Origin of the sequence: Aquamicrobium defluvii, assembly GCF_004363725.1 — a bacterium.
GTDB classification, from domain to species: Bacteria; Pseudomonadota; Alphaproteobacteria; order Rhizobiales; family Rhizobiaceae; genus Mesorhizobium; species Mesorhizobium defluvii.
On the sequence record NZ_SNZF01000010.1, the window covers coordinates 1 to 17,414 of the forward strand.

The following is a 17,414-nucleotide window of genomic DNA, read 5'->3' on the forward strand; positions in this document are numbered from 1 at the left end:
ACGATGACTGGCGGCGCGCCCGAAAGTCGCCAAACCCGAAACTTTCCTGACCAATCCGCCGCCGTGCCATCGCTGCCCTCAATCTCTCGTTCAAGAAGAGCGAATCACAAACAGCAAATGCCGTCCACAGCTACCCGCGCACAGGTCTCCTTAGAATGGCGCCAGCCGGTCGCCAGCGAAGTTGGATTATGACAACGCCTTCGAACCGGATGCCGCCATCGTTTCCGATGCGGCCCTGAGGCAGGTGTTGTTCAATCTTTTCGACAACGCCATGGAAGCCCCGCCCGTATGGGCGGGTTTCTCCATCAGCCGACAGGAGGGCAAACTGGTGGTCGTCGTCAGGGATTCCGGACCCGGCTTCAGGCCGGAAATGCTCGAATCGTTCGGCAAACCCTGCCAGTCGAGCAAGAGGCGGCCGGGCAGCGGGCCCGGCCTGTTTCTCGTCGTCAATGCGGTTCGCAAGCTCGGCGGCATGGTTTCGGCATGCAACAATACCGGCAAGGGCGCGTCGGTTACCGTCACCCTGCCTCTGGCGGCTCTTTCCCGAACGGGCCGCGATGGATAGCGGCCACTCCCTGCTGATTGTAGAGGACGATGCGGCTTTCGCGCGTGCGCTGCGACGCCCGTTCCAGCGGCGTGGATACGAGGTGGAGGTTTGTGAAGATCTCGAAAACCTGCCGGGGGCACTGGAGGGTGCCGCTCCCGATTATGCCGTCGTGGATCTCAAGCTCAGTGTCGGTTCCTGCCTGGAGGCGGTGAAGATGCTCCATGATCGCACCCCTGAAATGCGCATCGTGATGCTCACCGGCTATGCCAGCCTTGCCACGGCGGTGGAGGCAATCAAGCTCGGGCCTGCCACCACCTCGCCAAGCCTGCGGACACCGATGAGATCGAGGCGGCTTTCGGCAAGACCGAAGGCGATGCCGGGGTGGCGCTGACGCGTCGTTGCACCTCGCTGAAGACGTTCGAATGAGAGCGGATTCATGAGACGCTGGTCGAAGCCGACTTCAACATATCGCAAGCCGCGCGCCGGCTGGGCATGCACCGGCGCACGCTGGCGCGCAAGCTTGGGAAGAGCCGGGTTTTCTGAAGGCAGGGCTGTCCGACTTCTGATGCCGCGACTTTCAAGGAAGGCGTTCCGGGCTTCCGGCATGGGCATCGTTCCCTGTCACAACGACCCGATGCCGGGCAATTTCCTCGTCAGGGCTGACCCGCAGGAATTGATCGAGCGCTATTGCGGGCAGATTGCGGCGCGATCTGCCCGGCCGCGTCATGGTCGCGTTGGCGGTGCCGACATGAAATTGGGTTCGTGGACGGTGCAGCAACGGCGGCTGTCGGATCGGGATCCCGGCTATCAGAAATACGGCATGTGGAACATGGCCGGGTCCGCATGGTGTTCAATCATCCCGAACGGGCGGACTGGCGGCGCTGGATCTGAACGGCGGGTTCACTCCCGATCCGCCGTGCCGCCGAAGCCGGCGGTCAGGGCTCTCTTACACCCTCGTAGCCGGCTGCCGTCGCTGTTCTGACAAGCTTGCGGTCAAACGATGCGAAGCCGTTACAATGAGCAGACCGACCCAGATGCAGGGCATCCGCAAAATCCATTCCACCCTCGGCAAGGTCGAGGGCCGTGGCGACAACCGTACCGTCTTCGACCGTCACGGTCGGAAGACCGGAAAAGGCTCTCAGCGCGCGGGCGACGTCGGCCGGCCCGAATTCATAGCTGCTGCGCAGCACCCACTCGACCTCCAGCATGACCGTGACGCTGACGAAAACCGGCTCGGCGTCGATCAGGGCCCGCGCGCGTGGCGATTGTTTCGGGTGATCGCCCGTCAGGTAGCGGACGATCAGGTTCGTATCAACGGCCAGCATGCCGGCGCCTTGCCTCGGCGAGCACGCCTTCGTCCATTTCCTCGATCGTTTTCGGCTTGCCTTTATAGGGAAGCGATCCGAACACATCGCCCGGCCGCGTCTGGGCAAAGGCCGGGGCAGGCTTGAGCAATATGCCTTCAGCCGTCTCCTCCACGACGAGACGCGTTCCTGCTCCCCATTCCCGCCGACGGCGAATGGCGCTGGGCAGGATGACCTGCCCCTTGGTGGAGACGGTGATGGTGACGTTCTCGGCGCTGGGCATCGTCCGATCCATGGCAATGTAAGACGACCGTAAGATAATCCCGAAGACCCGGTATTTCAATGCCCCGATTGCCGCCTTGTGTTCGCAGGGGAATTGGCAATCTGCCGCCTGCCTCGGCGTCCATTCCTGCGGAAGGCTGGCACCTCCCAATTAGGCCGGTCGGCAAGGCGTTTCATCACCGCAAGGCGTTGAGGCTCCGGTTCGCCTTGACTCGATACGAAGTTCGAATTATGAATGACGAAAATCGAAATTCGTCAGTAGTCATAAAGTGGCTTGATCGTGATGGATATGGCAGAAGCCGCACCGGATTCCGTACGGCGGGAAAACATCGAACGCATTCTGGAGGCGGCCGAGCGGCTGTTTCGCCACTACGGCTACAACAAGACCACGGTTGCGGACATCGCGCGCGATCTTGGCATGTCGCCGGCCAATGTCTATCGCTTCTTCGCCTCCAAGGAGCAGATCCACCAGGCGATCTGCGGGCGCATGCTGGCGGCCAGCCTCGAGCTCAACCGGTCCATCGCCGCCCTGCCGCTCGGTGCGGCCGAGCGTCTTCGCCGCTGCGTTCTCACCCAGCACAAGCTGACGGTGGAGACGATGCTGGACGAGCAGAAGGTCCACGAGATGGTGATCGTAGCCATCGAGCGGGACTGGCATGTGATCGACAAGTATATCGACCAGCTTCACCTGATCTATGCCGGCCTCATAGAGGAAGGCATCAGGACCGGCGAATTCGCCAGGCAGGATGCGGCCAGCGCCGCGCGCTGCTTCGGGGCCGCACTGGTCACCCTGTGCCATCCCCAGCAGGTGGCGCAATGCCTGATGAAGGAAAACCGGGCAACGGCCGAACAGTTGGTCGACTTCGCGATCAAGGCACTGAAATAAGCGCGTTTGCGCGCTCGCAGACTGATCCGAACTCTCACAGGAGCATGAACGATGTTTTCGTTCAGGGATGTCAGAAGCGTTTCCCGTCCTCTCGCCACGCTGGGCCTGCTCGGCATCCTTGCGGTGTCGGTTTCCGCCTGCAGCGAGGCCAAGACGGAACCCGTCGCCACCGTCCGTCCGGTCAAGGTGGTCGAGATCGCAAGGGCCGGCACGACGCGCGAGTTCCGGTATTCCGGCTCGGTCAAGGCGCGCACGGAAATGAACCAGGGTTTTCGCGTTGCAGGCAAGATCGTCGAGCGGCTCGTCGACATCGGCGACCGCGTGCAGCCCGGCGATATGCTGGCCCGCATCGATCCGACCGACTATGCGCTTGCCGTCAGGACAGCCGAGGCCAATCTTTCGGCGGCTGAGAAGCAGGTCGAGACCGTTCGCCTGACGCAGAAGCGGGCAGAGGAACTTTTCGGCAAGAAATTCGCGTCGCAGGCGCAGCTTGACGAGGCCCGGCTCGGTTACCAGCAGGCGCTCGCCGCGCGGGATGCGGCATCGTCCTCGCTTCAGCAGGCGAAAAACCAGGTTGCCTACGCCGATCTGAAGGCGGACAGGAAAGGCATCGTCACGACGATCGGCGCCGATGTCGGTCAGGTCGTCGGCGCCGGCACGCCGGTGGTGACCGTTGCCGTCGACGGTGAGAAGGAAATCCAGATCGCCGTTCCGGAAACCGAGATTTCCCACTTCCGGCCGGGGCAGGCCGTCAATGTCGGTTTCTGGACCGACGACAGCCTGCGCCTTCCCGGCAAGGTGCGGGAGGTCGCCGGCAGCGCCGATACGCAGTCGCGCACATTTTCCGTACGCACCAGCCTGACCGACGATCCGCGCGTGCTGCTCGGCATGACGGCGACCGTAGCCGCAACCGTGTCCGCCGGCCAGCCGCTGGCGACGGTTCCGCTCGAGGCGCTGGCCAGCAAAGACGGCAACACCATCGTCTGGGTGGCGGACCGCGCCACCTCGACCGTGCATCCACGCATCGTGACGGTGACCGATTTCGCGCCCGACGGCGTGCATGTGGCGCAGGGCCTGCAGCCGGGCGATCTGGTGGTCGCCGCCGGCACGCAGTTCATGACGGAAAACCTGAAGGTGAAGCTGCCGGACCTTGCCGTTTCGCAGGCGGAGGAACCCGTCTCCACACAGGCGACCAGCGCCCTTCGCTGAAACGATCCCGGCCGGATAACCAGAAGAGGCGGCCATGGCGACCTCCACCGACGACAACAAGCCGTTCAACCTGTCGCGCTGGGCGATCGGCCATCCGAGCATCGCGCGTTTCCTTGTCGGACTGATCATCGTCGCCGGTGCGCTCGGACTGCTGCGCATGGGCCAGCGCGAGGACCCGGAATTCACCTTCCGCGTCATGGTCGTGCAGGCGGTGTGGCCCGGTGCTTCCCTGCAGGACATGGAAGACCAGGTCGTCAACAAGATCGAGCGCAAGCTGCAGGAAACGCCGCATCTCGACTTCGTGAGATCCTATTCGCGCGCCGGCAGCGCCGTCATCATGGTGCAGGTCAAGGGCGACACCAGCGCCGCACAGGTGGAAGATGCCTTCTATCAGGTGCGCAAGAAGGTCGGTGACATCCGCGGCGAACTGCCGTCCGGCCTGCTCGGCCCCTATTTCAACGACGAGTTCGGCGACACATTCATTACCCTGCATTCGATCAGCGGCGACGGCTACAGCTATCCGGAACTCAAGCAATTCGCCGTCCAGGCGCGCGACATGCTGCTGACGACGCCGGGTGTCGAGAAGGCCGTCATCATCGGCGACCAGCCGCAGGTCATCTATATCGAGGTCTCGTCAAGGGCTCTGGCCGAGCGCGGGCTGACTCTCGTCGACCTGCAAAACGCCATCAAGGGCCAGAATACGGTCGATCCGGCCGGCACGGTGGACACCGGCACGCGCTCGGTGCGCATTTCGGTCGAGGGCGACGTGAAGCGGGCCGGGGACATACGCGAGTTGCGCCTGCGCAGCGGCGGCCAGGTTATCCGGCTCGGCGACATCGCCACGGTGACTTCAGGTCTCCAGGACCCGGAACAGCGCAAATACCGCTTCAATGGTCACGACAGCGTGCAGGTCGGCGTGGTCATGGCGAAAGGGTTCAACGTCACCGACGTGGGTGCCGCTGTGGACGAAACCTACAAGCGCTTCGAAGGGTCCCTGCCTTACGGTGTCGCTGTCGACCAGATCGCCAACCAGCCGCATGTGGTGACGGATTCCATCGGCGAGTTCATGCGCGTGCTGGGCGAAGCTCTGGTGATCGTGCTTGCTGTCTCGTTCCTGTCCATCGGCTGGCGATCCGGGCTCGTGATCGCCATCGCCATCCCGCTGGTGCTGGCCGCCACCTTCGCCATCATGTACGAGCTGGGCATCGACCTGCAGCGCATCTCGCTCGGCGCGCTCATCATCGCGCTCGGCCTGCTGGTGGATGATGCCATGATCGTCGTGGAACTGATGGAGCGCAAGCTGGAGGAAGGGCTGGACAAGCTCGACGCCGCCACCTTCGCCTACAGTTCCACCGCCTTCCCGATGCTGACCGGCACGCTGATCACCACGGCCGGCTTCATCCCGGTCGGCTTCGCCGCTTCGGCCGCCGGCGAATATGTGCGCACCCTGTTCTACGTGGTCGGCATCGCGCTGGTGGTGTCGTGGTTCGTGGCCGTCTATTTCACGCCGTGGCTCGGGCACATGCTGCTCAGGCAGCGCCATCACGCCGGCGGGCATCGCGATGTGTTCGATACACGCTTCTATCGCCGTCTCGGCGCTACCATCGGCTGGGCCGTGCGCCATCGCATCCTTGTGCTGGCGCTGACACTGGCGACCTTTGCCGCCAGCCTGTGGTCGTTCCAGTTCATTCCGCAGAATTTCTTTCCGCAGTCGGAGCGCCCGGAAATCCTCGTTGACCTGTGGCTGCCGGAGGGCACCTCGATCAGGGAGGTCGAGAAACAGGCCATGGCGCTCGAGGCCAGGATGATGGACGATCCCGACAAGCGGTTCATCGCCACCTATATCGGCGAAGGCGCGCCGCGCTTTTTCCTGCCGCTCGACCAGCAGCTTGCCAACCCGAATTTCGCGCAGCTTCTGGTCATGGCGAGGGACGAGCCGGCGCGCGAACGGCTTATCGTCAGGCTGCGCTCGATCCTCGCCGAGGATTTTCCGGCGATCCGCGCCAAGGTCGACCGCCTGTTCCTCGGCCCGCCGACCGGCTGGCCGGTGCAGATGCGGGTGATGGGGCCGGACCGGCAGGAGGTTCGCCGCATCGCCGATCAGGTCAAGGCGCGCTTCGATGCCGATCCGCTGCTTTCGGCCGTGCATGACGACTGGCTGGAGCCGGTGCCCGCAATGAAACTGGTGATCGACCAGGACCGGGCGCGCGCGCTTGGCGTGACCTCGCAGCGCGTACGCCAGATTCTGCAGGCCGCGATGTCGGGCGCACCGCTCGACAGCTTCCGCGACGGCGAGGAAACCGTATCGATCGTGGCGCGCGAGCCGGACGCAAACCGCTCGCTGCTGTCGGCTGTCAATTCCGTCTATGTGCCCACCGACTTCGGCGGTTTCGTGCCCGTCTCGCAGATCGCCAGGGTCGAGCCCGTGCTGGAACAGGGGATCGAATGGCGGCGCAACCGGCTGCCCACCATTTCGGTGCGCGCGACGCTGCCGGACGGCGTGCAGTCGAACGACGTTGTCACGCGCCTCTACAATGAAATGGCGGACCTGCGCGCCGGGCTGCCGGCGGGCTACAAGGTCGAGGTGCAGGGCGGCGCCGAGGATTCGGCCGAAAGCCAGGCATCCATCGCCGCCAAGGCGCCGATCATGCTGGCCATCATCGTAATGCTCCTGATGGTTCAGTTGCAGCACTTCGGCAAGTCCATGCTGGTGCTGGCCACCGGACCGCTCGGCGTCATCGGCGCGGCATTGGCGCTTCTGGTCAGCGGCGCACCGTTCGGCTTCGTCGCCATCCTCGGGGTCATCGCCCTGCTCGGCATCATCATACGCAACTCGATCATCCTCGTGGATCAGATAGACCAGAACGTCGCCGCCGGCATGGCACGAACAGAAGCGATCGTCGGCGCTGCCGTAAGCCGCTTCCGGCCGATCATGCTGACGGCGCTGACGGCGGTTCTGGCGCTGATCCCGATCTCGCGCGGCGTGTTCTGGGGGCCGCTCGCCTATGCGATGATGGGCGGCATCCTGGTGGCGACGGTTCTCACCATTCTGGTGCTGCCGGCCGGCTATTCGCTGTTCTTCGGGCGCGAACCGAAAGAGCAGGCCGGCGCTCCGGAACGCGAACAGGCCCGTTCCGGTGCCGGGGCAATCGAGCGTCCCGGGGCGCTCGCAACAGAATAGACGACACGGCCAGATGGGCAATTTCCACGAAAGCGCGTCGTGGTTCTGCGTTGAAGTAGAGAGCCGGGGCGTTTTCGCGGTTCAGCAACAAGCGGTAATATCGCCGGGAGCATGCTTCCTTTCGGACGCGTTTCCCGCTGTCGTGTTGGCCGTGTCCGGCCATGCCACATGCCCAATCATGGTGGACGACCCTTGTTCGTGACGATGGCGGTCCGACGGGCAGCAGGGGTGGGACGCCATCCACAGGCCGAATGCCCCCATATGATCCCCAGGGATGATTTACCTCCTGCCGACGGCAACGCATAAGCTGCTTCACATGTAGCGGCTGGAGAACATTGTGGCTGAAGCAGGAATTGCGCGCGCCGGACAACAGACCTATTCGGGCACCGGGGAAGCGATGGTCTATGATCGCACCGCGCGTGCCTTGTCCGATGCGTCGAAGCTGAAGCCGGTGGCGGTGCTCAGCTATGGCGAAGACCCTGCCCGGAAAATCGAGATCTATCGGCCACATACAGGCGAACCAGCGGAACCGTTGCCCGTTCTCGTCTTCCTGCATGGCGGGGCGTGGATCGCCGGAGGCTTCCAGTGGCTTCGTTTCATGGCCGGGGCAGTGGTTGCGCAGCCCGCCATATTCGCAGCCGTGACCTACAGGCTTGCGCCGGAGCACAAATGGCCGGGCCAGCTCGAAGACGGAATTGAAGCGCTGCGGCTGGTTCAGGAAAGGGTGTCCGATTTCGGCGGCGACCCGGAGCGCATGGTTGTCGCGGGGCACTCCGCCGGCGGTCAGATCGCCGCGATGGCACTCCTTTCCGGAAAGGTTGCGCCGGTCCGCGCCTGCATGCCGGTCAGCAGTCCGATGGATCTGCGCTACGGCCGCGTGCCGTCAGAAACCGGCAAGGGGCGTGTCTATCGCTATCTGCTGAAAGCGCCGGAAGACGATGTCGATGCCAGCCCCATCTGCAAGCTGGAGGGGAACACGACGCCGTTCCACCTCTTGTGGGGCGAACGCGATTTCGAGCATATCCGCGATTCCTGCACACGCATGTGCGAAGCGCTGCGCGCCAATGGCCAGCCGGTCACCCAAAGGGTCGAGCCTGACGCGGGCCACTTCGACACGCATCTGCAACTGAACGATGCACGGGACGACTGGTATCGCGTTTTCCGGTCGTTCGTCGGCCTGTCGAATGAGAGCGCTGGCTGAATCGCAGCCGACAAAAATTTCAATCTGGAGGAGAAGCGACATGAAATCACTGCGAAGGACGGTGGCCGGTACGGTCGCGGCGGCCCTTGTTTCCATCTGTGTTTGCGGTGCGGCCATGGCCGAGACGGTGCTCACCGTTTCGGGCTGGACCCCGCCCAGGCATCATTTCACCCGCCTCCTGCAGGAGGAATGGGCCGAGATGGTGGAGCGCGAATCGGGCGGGCTGCTGAAAATCCGCTATCTGCCCAAGGCCCCGATGGGTGCGGCGCAGACCTTCGACGGCGTGCGCGATGGGCTGGTCGACATCAGCTTCATCTCGCATGGCAACAATTCCGGTCGCTTCCGGCTGACCAAGATAGCGGAGTTCCCGTTCCTTGCCGATAAGGCCGAGACATTGTCGGTGGCGTATCAGCGCGTGTTTGAGCGGAGCCTCGCTTCCGCGAAGGAGCATGAGGGGGTTGTGCCGCTTGCGATGTTCACGCCGGGACCGGGCCATCTGATGTCGCCGAAGAAGGCATATGAGGACAAGGCTTCCCTGCTGGGCCAGAAACTGCGTGCGCCGGGCGGCATGGCCTTCGACCTCGCGACCGCGCTGGGGGCGGCACCGGTCTCGCGTCCGGCATCGGAGCTGTATGAGCTGCTCAATGGCGGCATTGTCGACGGCGCTTTCATGCCGGCCGACGTGTTTGGCGGGTGGCGTCTCGAAGACATGATCAAGCATGTGGTTTCAGCACCCGGCGGCTTCTACAACGCCAGCTTCGCACTGGTCATGAACGAGGCAAAATACAACGCTCTGACCGAGGAGGAGCGCGCGGCGCTGGCAAGGGTCACCGGCGAGGCATTCTCGCGCATCGCCGGCCGTGCCTCCGACGATGCCGATGCCAAGGGCTGGCAGGTCTATGCGGAAAAGGGCGGCGAGGTGCATCAGGCGTCCGATACCTTCGTTGAGGAGTTGCGCGCCTCTATAGCCCCGCTTGAAAACGACTGGGCCAGTTCGGTCGCCGATACCGGGATCGATGCCGCTGCCGCGCTTGCCGGGCTGCGGGCCGAGATCGAACGGGTCGAGGCCGGGCAGTAAGCCTGACAGCGGGGAGCGCCATCCATGGCTTCATCGAGGAAAATCGGCCCGGCCGGGGGCCCGGCCGGACGGCTGCAGCGGCGTGTCGTGCAGGTCGTGGAATATGCGGCCGCCGTAATCCTTGCCGGCATCATGCTGCTCACCATCGTCGATGTGGTGGCGCGCTACCTGTTCCGCAAGCCGATGGCAGCCAGCTTCGAGGTCACCGAAATGGCCATGCAGGTGATGATCTATCTCTGCATGGCCGTGGCGATGGCCGGCAACGACCACATCAGGGTAACGCTGATCGATCCGGTCCTTGAGCGGTTGCCGCGGCTGGCGGGCTGGATCGAGCGCATTTCGGGTATGGCGGTGGCATCGGCGCTGTTCGGCACGGGTCTTGCCGTCATGGGCGTCGCCCAAGGCAAGGCTGGGGAGGTGACTGCCGTTCTTGGCTTGCCGATTGCGCCTGCCGCCTGGGCCATCGCATGCGCCCTCATTCTTTCGGCGGCTCTGGCCGCCTATGCAGCGGTGCGCAAGACGCACAAGGACGAGCGCAATGACTGAGTTCTTCGTCGGGCTGCTGGTCCTCGTCGGCCTTATAATAATCCGCATTCCCGTGGCTCTGGCCATGGGCATGGTGGGGTTTATCGGCTACGCCCATTACATGGGCTTGTCTGTATCCGGCAAGATGGTGGCCGGTTCGGCCTTCGAGCTGGGCAGCTACATGCTCTCCGTCATTCCGCTCTTCGTGCTGATGGGCAATTTCGTTGCGTCGAGCGGGCTTGGCCGGGACCTGTTCCGCGCGGCCTACGCCTTCATCGGCAGGCTGCCGGGCGGTTTGGCAATCTCTGCTATCCTCGCTTCAGGCGGATTCGCGGCGATTTCCGGATCCAGCGTGGCCTCCGCCGCCACCATGGCCAAGGTGTCCTATCCGCCGATGCGCTCCTTCGGCTATTCCGAAACCTTTTCGCTTGCCACCATCGCTGCCGGCGGCACGCTTGGAATCCTCATTCCGCCCAGCGTGGTGCTCATCATCTACGGCATTCTGGCTGAGCAGAATATCGCCAAGCTGTTTCTGGCCGGCATCGTTCCCGGCCTGCTCGGCATCCTCCTTTATGCGCTGACGGTGGCTTTCGTGGTGGCCCGGAACCCCGATGCGGGGCCGCGCGGGGAAATTGTCCCCTGGTTCGAAAAATGGCGCGCGCTGCGCGAGGTCTGGGGCGTCATCGCGCTGTTTGCGCTGGTCATGGGCGGGCTTTACGGGGGTGTCTTCACGGCAACTGAAGGGGCCGGGATCGGCGCCTTCGGCGCGCTGCTTCTCACATGGATGAGGGGCCGGATGACGCGCGAGATTCTGCGTGACGCGTTCCTCGGGGCCGTGCGCACCACGGGCGCGCTGTTTCCCATTCTTCTGGGTTCCACGATCCTCGGCAATTTCATCGCCATGACGGGCGCGCCCGAGACGCTGGCTGCATGGATCACCGACATCGAGCCGCATCCTGCCATGCTCCTGCTGATGATCGTGCTGCTCTATCTGTTCCTCGGCTGCTTCTTCGAAAGCTTCTCGACCCTGTTCATCACCATGCCGATCATCCTGCCGCTGGTGGATGCGGCCGGTTTCGACCTGATCTGGTTCGGCATCATCGTTGTGGTCACCATCGAGATCGGCCTTCTGACGCCGCCGTTCGGGATGAATGTCTTCGTGCTGACATCGGTGTTTCGCGACATCGCACCCGGCCCCGTGTTCCGCGCGCTGGTTCCCTTCATCACTGCCGACCTCATCCGGATCGCGCTGCTCGTACTGTTCCCGGCGCTGGTCCTCTTCCTGCCGGCCCAGATGTGACGCCGCAGAACCGCATACAGGAGTTTTTCATGTCCGAAGTCATCCGCCCGGTCGAAACCGTCGGTGAGGCCATTCTCGAACTGCTGCAACTGCGCGGCATCGATACGGTCATCGGCGGCGCGCCTACCTCCATGATCGAGGCCATCGCCAAGCGGCAGGCCAGCGGCGAACCGGCTCCCCGCGCCATTCTCACGCCGCATGAGCAGACGGCTGTCGCCATGGCGCACGGTTACTATGCCGCCACCGGGCGCCCTCAGGCTGTCTATCTCTATTCGACCGTCGGCACCGCCAACGGCATGGGCGGGATCATAAACGCGGCGCGTTCGCGCGTGCCGATGATCATTCTGGCGGCACGTTCGCCTGTTTCGGAAAAACGTGGCGTGGCCGGCGCGCGCGACATTCATGTGCAATGGTCGCAGGAAAGCTTCGATCAGGCATCGATGGTGCGCGAATATGTCAAATGGGACTATGAATTGCGCAGCGGCGAGCAGGTCGCGGCGGTGATCGAGCGTGCGCTGGAAGTCGCCACGGCGGAGCCGCAGGGCCCGGTCTACATCTCCATTCCGCGCGACGTTCAGGCGGCCGCCATGGAGGAAATCAGGACCACATCCGAGACGCGACGGGTGAATGGCGCGCGCCTGATGCCGGACCCGGCCCGTCTCGACGAGGCGGCGGATCTCCTCGCTTCGGCGAAGCATCCCGTCATCGTGACCTCGGAGCTTGGCAGGAGCGCGGCGGGCCGCGAAGCGCTTGGCCGTCTTTGCGATGTCGGCGGCTTCGGGGTGCTGGAGGCGAGCCCCGTCTACAGCAATCTCGACCCGAAGCATCCCTGCCATCTGGGCTATATCTTCGCCTCGCAGGTGAGCCCCGATCTGGAGCGGGCCGACCTCATCTTCGTCATTGAATCGGACGTTCCGTGGTTCACGGCCCGCGTCACCGTTCCCGACTCGGCTAGGGTCATCCAGCTCGGCATCGACCCGTTCTACCAGCGACTGCCGATGCGCGGATTCCCCTGCGACGTGCCGCTGATAGGCCATGCGGAAGCGGCGCTCGAAGCGCTGATCGGGAGGCTGGAAAGCCGTATTCCCGCCAGCCTGCTCGATGAGCGCATTGCAGCGCATGGTGCGCGCCGAAAGACGCAGGAGACCACGCTCGACGAGGCCATCCGCCACGATGGCGGGCTTGCGCACATCACGCCGCTGTTCGCCAATCACTGCGTTTCCCGGTTGCTGGATGAGGACAGCATCGTCGTCAACGAGTACCCGACAGATCTGCGGGTGGTGCAGCCGTCTGGCGCCGGAAGCTATTTCGGCCCTTCGCATGCAGGCGGCCTCGGCTGGGGGTTCGGCGCGGCGCTCGGCGTCAAGGCCGCGCGTCCGGACAAGACCGTTATCTGCACGCTGGGCGACGGAGCCTATTATTATTGCGTGCCTGCCTCCTGCCACCAGATCGCGGCAGCGGAAGATCTGCCGGTGCTGGTGGTCGTCTTCAACAATGGCGGCTGGAACGAGGTTCGCAAGAGCGTCGTCAGCACCCACCCCGATGGCTGGGCGGCCAGGGCCGAACAGGTGCCGGTGACGCGTTTCGGCGTCAAAGCGGGTTTTGAGAAGGTCGCCGAAGCTTTCGGGGGCTATGGCGCGGTGGTTGAAAGCCCTGACGAGTTGCTGCCTGTGCTTCAGGCCGCCATGCGCGTCGTGAAGGAGGAAGGGCGGCACGCTCTGGTCAATGTCGTCGTGCATGCCTGAACGGATGGAGAGCGGATCATGAAGCCGAGCTTGGAAGACATTCTGGCCGGGCAACGCGCGGCATTCCGGGCAGAGGGTTTTGCCCCGGCCGGGACGCGGCGCGACCGGCTGACCCGCCTTGCAAGGGTGGTGCTGTCCCACGAGCGGGCGTTCGTGGACGCGCTTCAGGAGGATTTCGGCAACCGCTCGCCTTTTGCCACGCGGGCAGGCGACATTCTGGGCAGCGTCGCGGCGATCGAATACCACCTTGCCCATTTCGAGGGCTGGATGCAGCCCGAGCGGGTGCCGCTGCCTCCTGAGGTGGAGGCGCACGGCACCTTTGCCGAGGTGCACTACCAGCCGCTCGGTGTGCTGGGAGCGATCATTCCATGGAACGGGCCGGTGCTGATGGCCTGTCTCGCGGCCATGGGCGGGCTGGCGGCAGGCAACCGCGTCATGCTGAAGATGTCGGAGCTGGCACCGGCGACGGGTGCCGCCTTCGAGACCGCGGTGGCGAGGTACTTCGACCGCAGCGAGCTTGCCGTCGTCAATGGCGACGCAAGCGTGGCCGCTGCCTTTTCAAGCCTGCCATTCGACCATCTGTTGTTCACCGGCTCGACCGCGACCGGGCGCAAGGTGGCGCTTGCCGCGGCTGAAAATCTCGTTCCGGTGACGCTGGAACTTGGCGGCAAAAGCCCGGTCATCGTCGGTGACAGCGCCGACCTGAAGACCGTTGCCGGCAGGCTGGTGGCCGGCAAGCTGGCTTCTGCCGGTCAGGTCTGCGTTTCGCCGGACTATGTGCTCGCGCCCGAAAGCAAGGTCGATGCGCTGGTTGAGCAGTGCCGGCACGCCGCTGCGGACATCTTTCCGCACATGATGCAGGATATCGACTATACGAGCCTGATCGACCGCCACGCCAATGAGCGCATGAAGGCGCTGCTTGCCGACGCTTCGCGAAAGGGCGCGTGTCTCGACTTCGTTCCCGGGGACATCACACTGGAAAACCTGCCTGCCAGCGGGCGTTTTCCCTTCGCGATCATCACCAATGTCACGGATGACATGGAGGTGATGCAGGAGGAAATCTTCGGTCCCCTGCTGCCCATCGTCGGCGTTTCCGGCGTCAGCGAGGCGCTGGACAGGGTGTCGGACGGCGAGCATCCGCTGTCGGCTTACTATTTCGGCGACGACGGGCAGGAGGCAGCGCGTGTCGCGCGCGCGTTCCAGACCGGAAGCGTGGTCATCAACGACGTCAGGTGCCAGCTCACCTACGAGGCGCTGCCCTTCGGCGGCGTCGGCAAGAGCGGCATGGGCCGCTATCGTGGCCGGGCCGGGTTCGTGACCTTCAGCAACCGCAAGACGGTCCTGCACCAGAAGGCGTCAGAGGCGGTGCTGGCACGCGGCCGGCCACCCTATTCTCAACAGGCCCATGACGTGATCGCGCAGGCGGTTGCGCTCAAGAAGGCGCAATACGAGGTGGATTGAGAAGGCGCCGGTGTTGCGGGCGCGGCTAGATCATTTCCGCTTTTCTTCGAATCGCAGAAACGCTCTAACCTTTTGTTTTTACGCAATTCCGAACGCAAAACCGCTTCGCGCTTTTGCTGGAATCGCTCTGAAGGATTTCAGTGCGGCGCGCGCAGCACATGCCCTGCGCGATAGAGCGCCGCCAGAAGCTCTGCCCGGTTGGCATAGCCGGTCTTGGCGAGGATCGCCTTGACGTGGTTCTTGACGGTGGGCAGGGCGATCGATAGCAGGCGCGAAATATCCTGGTTGGGATAGCCGGACAGGAGAAGGTCGAGGACCTCGCGCTCCCGCTCGGTCAGGCCCGAGAGGATCTGTTCCTCCTTGTTGTGGACGAGCGCCGTGCACCAGAGATTTGCGAACAGCGGCTGCATCCTCGACAGCCTGGCCATTTCCTCGGTCGTGAACTCACGCTCGCCTTCGAGCCGCGCATAGCGCAGGCCGGCGCGTATGCCGCCTTCGGCATCGCGCAGGAACATCTCGGCCTTGTACCTGATGCCGAGAACCTTGCGGAAGCCCTCCACATAATCGGCGTTCTCGAGGTCGGGGCCGTAACCGGGAGCGGTGCCGAACACGTTCCGGTTCATCTTCGCAAAGCAGCGGGGATGGTAGGGGTCCAGCGCGACGAATTTCCGGTAAAGCCCGCCCCAGTGTTCATTCGTGGCGCTGCTGATATGGCCGTAAGGCTGAAGCCGGTCATTGACCTCGTAGAACAGCACCCGGGCCGCCGGGACGAGCAGACGGGCCGTGTCCAGAATGTAGTTCTTGGCGGCAGGAATATCCATTCGCGCGGTTCTGTTTCCCAGCCACTCCGGAGGGCATCGATGCTCATATGCTTGAAGGAGTTATGCGCGGCGCAGTCCGGTTGTCAATCTGCGGCCGCGGCACTGCCCGGACGAAGGCTGCGCCTCGCCATCATGCCGCGGGCCATTCCGCAGGCCGGCACTACGGGCCGGACATATGACTATGACCGCGCCGGCAGGCGACGATCTGGAGCGGCTCCGCTCAGATATCGGCCCGGTTCCCGGCCGAGTAATGCTCCCGCTTGTCTTCATACATCAGCATGTCCGCGCGTCTGGCGACGGACTCAAGCGCTTCACCGGGCATGCCGGTGGCTGCGCCGATGGAAAGGTTGAGCTTCAGCCCGGAGTAGTACTGGTTGTTGATCTCCACGAGCCGCCGGATTTCCTCCACCATGGCTTCCGTGCTGCGCTGATCGGCATAGGGCAGGATCACGGCGAACTCGTCGCCGCCAATGCGGGCGGCGTGGCCCGGTTGCTTGACCGCCTCGTTGAGCACCTCCCCGACGCGGCGCAGCAGCCCGTCACCCGCGGCATGGCCCCATTGATCGTTGGCCGCCTTGAGGCCGTTGAGATCGAGGATGATGATCGAGACCGGTCTCTGCCCCTTGCGCTCCAGCCTGTTGAGCTCATCGACGTAATGGGCGCGGTTGTGCAGCTTGGTCAGCACGTCGTGTTTGCCAAGATACTCCAGATAGGCTTCGGCCTTCTTGCGGGCCGTAATGTCCGTCAGCGCCACCTGAACGAGCGACCAGTCCTCTTCCCGTCCCGGAAGGATGGAGAACTGCATCAGCACATGGCGTTCGGAGCCGTCGAGCGCATAGTTCACCACTTCACGACGCTGGAAGAGCACGCCGTTCCACAGGTCAATGAGCTGCTCGCGGAAATTCGCCTCCATCTCATCCCTGAAGACATCCGGCAGGTTCTGGAACAGGGTTTTCTTGTCCGGCGCAAGGAAGAGCGCGAGTGTTTCCCTGTTGACGTCCAGCACGCGGATTTCGCTCAGGCACTGAAGCACGAATTCGGGATGCACATCGGTGAAGACGCGAAAATCGACGATGCCGCGCTGTCGCACATCGTCCATGAGCTGCTTGATGCGGCTGAAATCCTCGACCCACAGTGAGACGGGAGAATGCTCGAACAGGCCCTCGGCATACAGCTTGTGGCGATCCTGTTCGCGGCGCGCATCCTCACGCGCCGTCACATCCTCGATCGACAGCAGAATGCGGTCCCAGCTTTCCTCGTGCCCTGGCAGGACCCTGCCCCTGAGCTGGATATCGATCCGCCTGTCGGAGAGCGAATAGTTCACCGTATCGCTGACGAAAGTGTCGGACCCGTTCCAGAGCTGGACCATTTCGTCGATGTGCGGCTCCAGCATGTCGTCGCGAAAGATGCGGTCAAGGTTGGCGACCAGATGATCGAGATCGTTGGCCTCGTACAATGAAAGCGTCCTGCGATTGACTTTCAGGACGCGGATCTGGCTTGTGCACAGATGAAGACGGCCAGTGTCTTCCATGAGGAAGGACCTGAGATCGGCAATGCCCTGCGCGCGCCATGCGTCGAACTGCCTGCGCAGGCCGCTGTAATCCTCCAGCCATAAGGAAATGGGCGCCAGTTCGAACATGTTGGCGTTGTCGCTCAGGGCGGCATCGATGCTCATCGATATGTCCGTGTTGTTCCGCTTCGCCGGAAATGCCATGTTGGGAGCGGTTCGGTGTATCCGGGGCTCATCAGCCCTTAGCGCATATATCGATTATTCTAAATATTGGCTATCTCCGAACGACTGGCGCATGCCGAAAAAATGCGCGGAAGCGCTCGGATGTGACCCCGAATCCACAAGCGACCCGTGCAGACAGGGG

At 63.6% G+C, this 17,414-nt stretch carries 15 protein-coding genes and 1 pseudogene; 12 read left to right on the forward strand and 4 right to left on the reverse strand.

Going from position 1 to position 17,414, the window contains the following annotated elements:
- The first annotated feature begins 181 nt into the window (after nucleotides 1–181).
- From DES43_RS09185 to DES43_RS09195, 3 genes and pseudogenes are all read left to right on the forward strand, one after another.
- Nucleotides 182–565 carry a sensor histidine kinase gene (locus DES43_RS09185; protein ID WP_035027504.1) on the forward strand — a complete coding sequence of 128 codons (384 nt, stop codon included), beginning with the start codon at nucleotides 182–184 and terminating at the stop codon, nucleotides 563–565.
- Nucleotides 558–1,090 (forward strand): annotated as a pseudogene (locus tag DES43_RS09190) (response regulator transcription factor). The gene DES43_RS09185 and the pseudogene DES43_RS09190 overlap by 8 nt, the downstream one beginning before the upstream one ends.
- Nucleotides 1,091–1,151: 61 nt before the next feature.
- The gene (locus tag DES43_RS09195; protein WP_133675030.1) at nucleotides 1,152–1,529 is read left to right on the forward strand and encodes a hypothetical protein; all 378 of its coding nucleotides are present in this window, start codon (nucleotides 1,152–1,154) and stop codon (nucleotides 1,527–1,529) included.
- Here DES43_RS09195 and DES43_RS09200 read toward each other — a convergent pair.
- Nucleotides 1,483–1,872 carry a type II toxin-antitoxin system VapC family toxin gene (locus DES43_RS09200; RefSeq protein WP_035027513.1) on the reverse strand — a complete coding sequence of 130 codons (390 nt, stop codon included), beginning with the start codon at nucleotides 1,870–1,872 and terminating at the stop codon, nucleotides 1,483–1,485. The genes DES43_RS09195 and DES43_RS09200 overlap by 47 nt on opposite strands.
- Nucleotides 1,859–2,134, reverse strand: coding sequence for an AbrB/MazE/SpoVT family DNA-binding domain-containing protein (locus DES43_RS09205; protein WP_035027516.1), 276 nt, complete (start codon nucleotides 2,132–2,134; stop codon nucleotides 1,859–1,861). The genes DES43_RS09200 and DES43_RS09205 overlap by 14 nt, the downstream gene beginning before the upstream one ends.
- 279 nt (nucleotides 2,135–2,413) lie before the next feature.
- On the opposite strand from DES43_RS09205, the gene DES43_RS09210 reads away from it, so the two are divergent.
- The 9 genes from DES43_RS09210 (at nucleotide 2,414) to DES43_RS09250 (ending at nucleotide 14,719) form a co-directional block, all read left to right on the forward strand.
- Nucleotides 2,414–3,019, forward strand: coding sequence for a TetR/AcrR family transcriptional regulator (locus DES43_RS09210; RefSeq protein ID WP_133675032.1), 606 nt, complete (start codon nucleotides 2,414–2,416; stop codon nucleotides 3,017–3,019).
- Nucleotides 3,020–3,070: 51 nt separating this feature from the next.
- Nucleotides 3,071–4,228 carry an efflux RND transporter periplasmic adaptor subunit gene (locus tag DES43_RS09215; RefSeq protein ID WP_035027519.1) on the forward strand — a complete coding sequence of 386 codons (1,158 nt, stop codon included), beginning with the start codon at nucleotides 3,071–3,073 and terminating at the stop codon, nucleotides 4,226–4,228.
- Nucleotides 4,229–4,262: 34 nt separating this feature from the next.
- Nucleotides 4,263–7,409, forward strand: a complete 3,147-nt coding sequence (locus DES43_RS09220) for an efflux RND transporter permease subunit (protein ID WP_035027522.1) — start codon at nucleotides 4,263–4,265, stop codon at nucleotides 7,407–7,409.
- Nucleotides 7,410–7,746: 337 nt separating this feature from the next.
- On the forward strand, nucleotides 7,747–8,610 hold the full coding sequence (locus DES43_RS09225; RefSeq protein ID WP_051520613.1) for an alpha/beta hydrolase: 864 nt from the start codon (nucleotides 7,747–7,749) through the stop codon (nucleotides 8,608–8,610).
- 40 nt (nucleotides 8,611–8,650) lie between these two features.
- Nucleotides 8,651–9,688: a TRAP transporter substrate-binding protein gene (locus DES43_RS09230; RefSeq protein WP_035027525.1), complete on the forward strand. Its 1,038-nt coding sequence runs from the start codon at nucleotides 8,651–8,653 to the stop codon at nucleotides 9,686–9,688.
- A gap of 24 nt (nucleotides 9,689–9,712) precedes the next feature.
- Nucleotides 9,713–10,234: a TRAP transporter small permease gene (locus DES43_RS09235; RefSeq protein ID WP_035027528.1), complete on the forward strand. Its 522-nt coding sequence runs from the start codon at nucleotides 9,713–9,715 to the stop codon at nucleotides 10,232–10,234.
- Complete coding sequence (locus DES43_RS09240; RefSeq protein ID WP_035027531.1) at nucleotides 10,227–11,513, forward strand: TRAP transporter large permease; 1,287 nt, start codon at nucleotides 10,227–10,229, stop codon at nucleotides 11,511–11,513. The genes DES43_RS09235 and DES43_RS09240 overlap by 8 nt, the downstream gene beginning before the upstream one ends.
- Nucleotides 11,514–11,542: 29 nt before the next feature.
- Complete coding sequence (locus DES43_RS09245) at nucleotides 11,543–13,258, forward strand: thiamine pyrophosphate-requiring protein (RefSeq protein WP_133675034.1); 1,716 nt, start codon at nucleotides 11,543–11,545, stop codon at nucleotides 13,256–13,258.
- An 18-nt stretch (nucleotides 13,259–13,276) separates the two neighbouring features.
- On the forward strand, nucleotides 13,277–14,719 hold the full coding sequence (locus DES43_RS09250) for an aldehyde dehydrogenase family protein (RefSeq protein ID WP_035027537.1): 1,443 nt from the start codon (nucleotides 13,277–13,279) through the stop codon (nucleotides 14,717–14,719).
- A 137-nt stretch (nucleotides 14,720–14,856) separates the two neighbouring features.
- Here DES43_RS09250 and DES43_RS09260 read toward each other — a convergent pair whose 3' ends face one another.
- Both DES43_RS09260 and DES43_RS09265 read right to left on the reverse strand, forming a co-directional pair.
- Nucleotides 14,857–15,540 (reverse strand): helix-turn-helix transcriptional regulator, encoded by a 684-nt coding sequence (locus DES43_RS09260; protein ID WP_051520614.1) that lies wholly within the window; start codon nucleotides 15,538–15,540, stop codon nucleotides 14,857–14,859.
- A 220-nt stretch (nucleotides 15,541–15,760) separates the two neighbouring features.
- Nucleotides 15,761–17,215 (reverse strand): sensor domain-containing diguanylate cyclase, encoded by a 1,455-nt coding sequence (locus tag DES43_RS09265; protein ID WP_035027763.1) that lies wholly within the window; start codon nucleotides 17,213–17,215, stop codon nucleotides 15,761–15,763.
- Between the last annotated feature and the right edge of the window lie 199 nt (nucleotides 17,216–17,414).

What these genes read in the sequence shown, in the direction of transcription:
- DES43_RS09195 (WP_133675030.1), top strand. Translation starts at nt 1,152, where the DNA reads ATGGGCATCGTTCCCTGTCACAACGACCCGATGCCGGGCAATTTCCTC.
- DES43_RS09200 (WP_035027513.1), bottom strand. Translation starts at nt 1,872, where the DNA reads ATGCTGGCCGTTGATACGAACCTGATCGTCCGCTACCTGACGGGCGAT.
- DES43_RS09205 (WP_035027516.1), bottom strand. Translation starts at nt 2,134, where the DNA reads ATGCCCAGCGCCGAGAACGTCACCATCACCGTCTCCACCAAGGGGCAG.
- DES43_RS09215 (WP_035027519.1), top strand. Translation starts at nt 3,071, where the DNA reads ATGTTTTCGTTCAGGGATGTCAGAAGCGTTTCCCGTCCTCTCGCCACG.
- DES43_RS09220 (WP_035027522.1), top strand. Translation starts at nt 4,263, where the DNA reads ATGGCGACCTCCACCGACGACAACAAGCCGTTCAACCTGTCGCGCTGG.
- DES43_RS09230 (WP_035027525.1), top strand. Translation starts at nt 8,651, where the DNA reads ATGAAATCACTGCGAAGGACGGTGGCCGGTACGGTCGCGGCGGCCCTT.
- DES43_RS09235 (WP_035027528.1), top strand. Translation starts at nt 9,713, where the DNA reads ATGGCTTCATCGAGGAAAATCGGCCCGGCCGGGGGCCCGGCCGGACGG.
- DES43_RS09240 (WP_035027531.1), top strand. Translation starts at nt 10,227, where the DNA reads ATGACTGAGTTCTTCGTCGGGCTGCTGGTCCTCGTCGGCCTTATAATA.
- DES43_RS09245 (WP_133675034.1), top strand. Translation starts at nt 11,543, where the DNA reads ATGTCCGAAGTCATCCGCCCGGTCGAAACCGTCGGTGAGGCCATTCTC.
- DES43_RS09250 (WP_035027537.1), top strand. Translation starts at nt 13,277, where the DNA reads ATGAAGCCGAGCTTGGAAGACATTCTGGCCGGGCAACGCGCGGCATTC.
- DES43_RS09260 (WP_051520614.1), bottom strand. Translation starts at nt 15,540, where the DNA reads ATGGATATTCCTGCCGCCAAGAACTACATTCTGGACACGGCCCGTCTG.
- DES43_RS09265 (WP_035027763.1), bottom strand. Translation starts at nt 17,215, where the DNA reads ATGAGCATCGATGCCGCCCTGAGCGACAACGCCAACATGTTCGAACTG.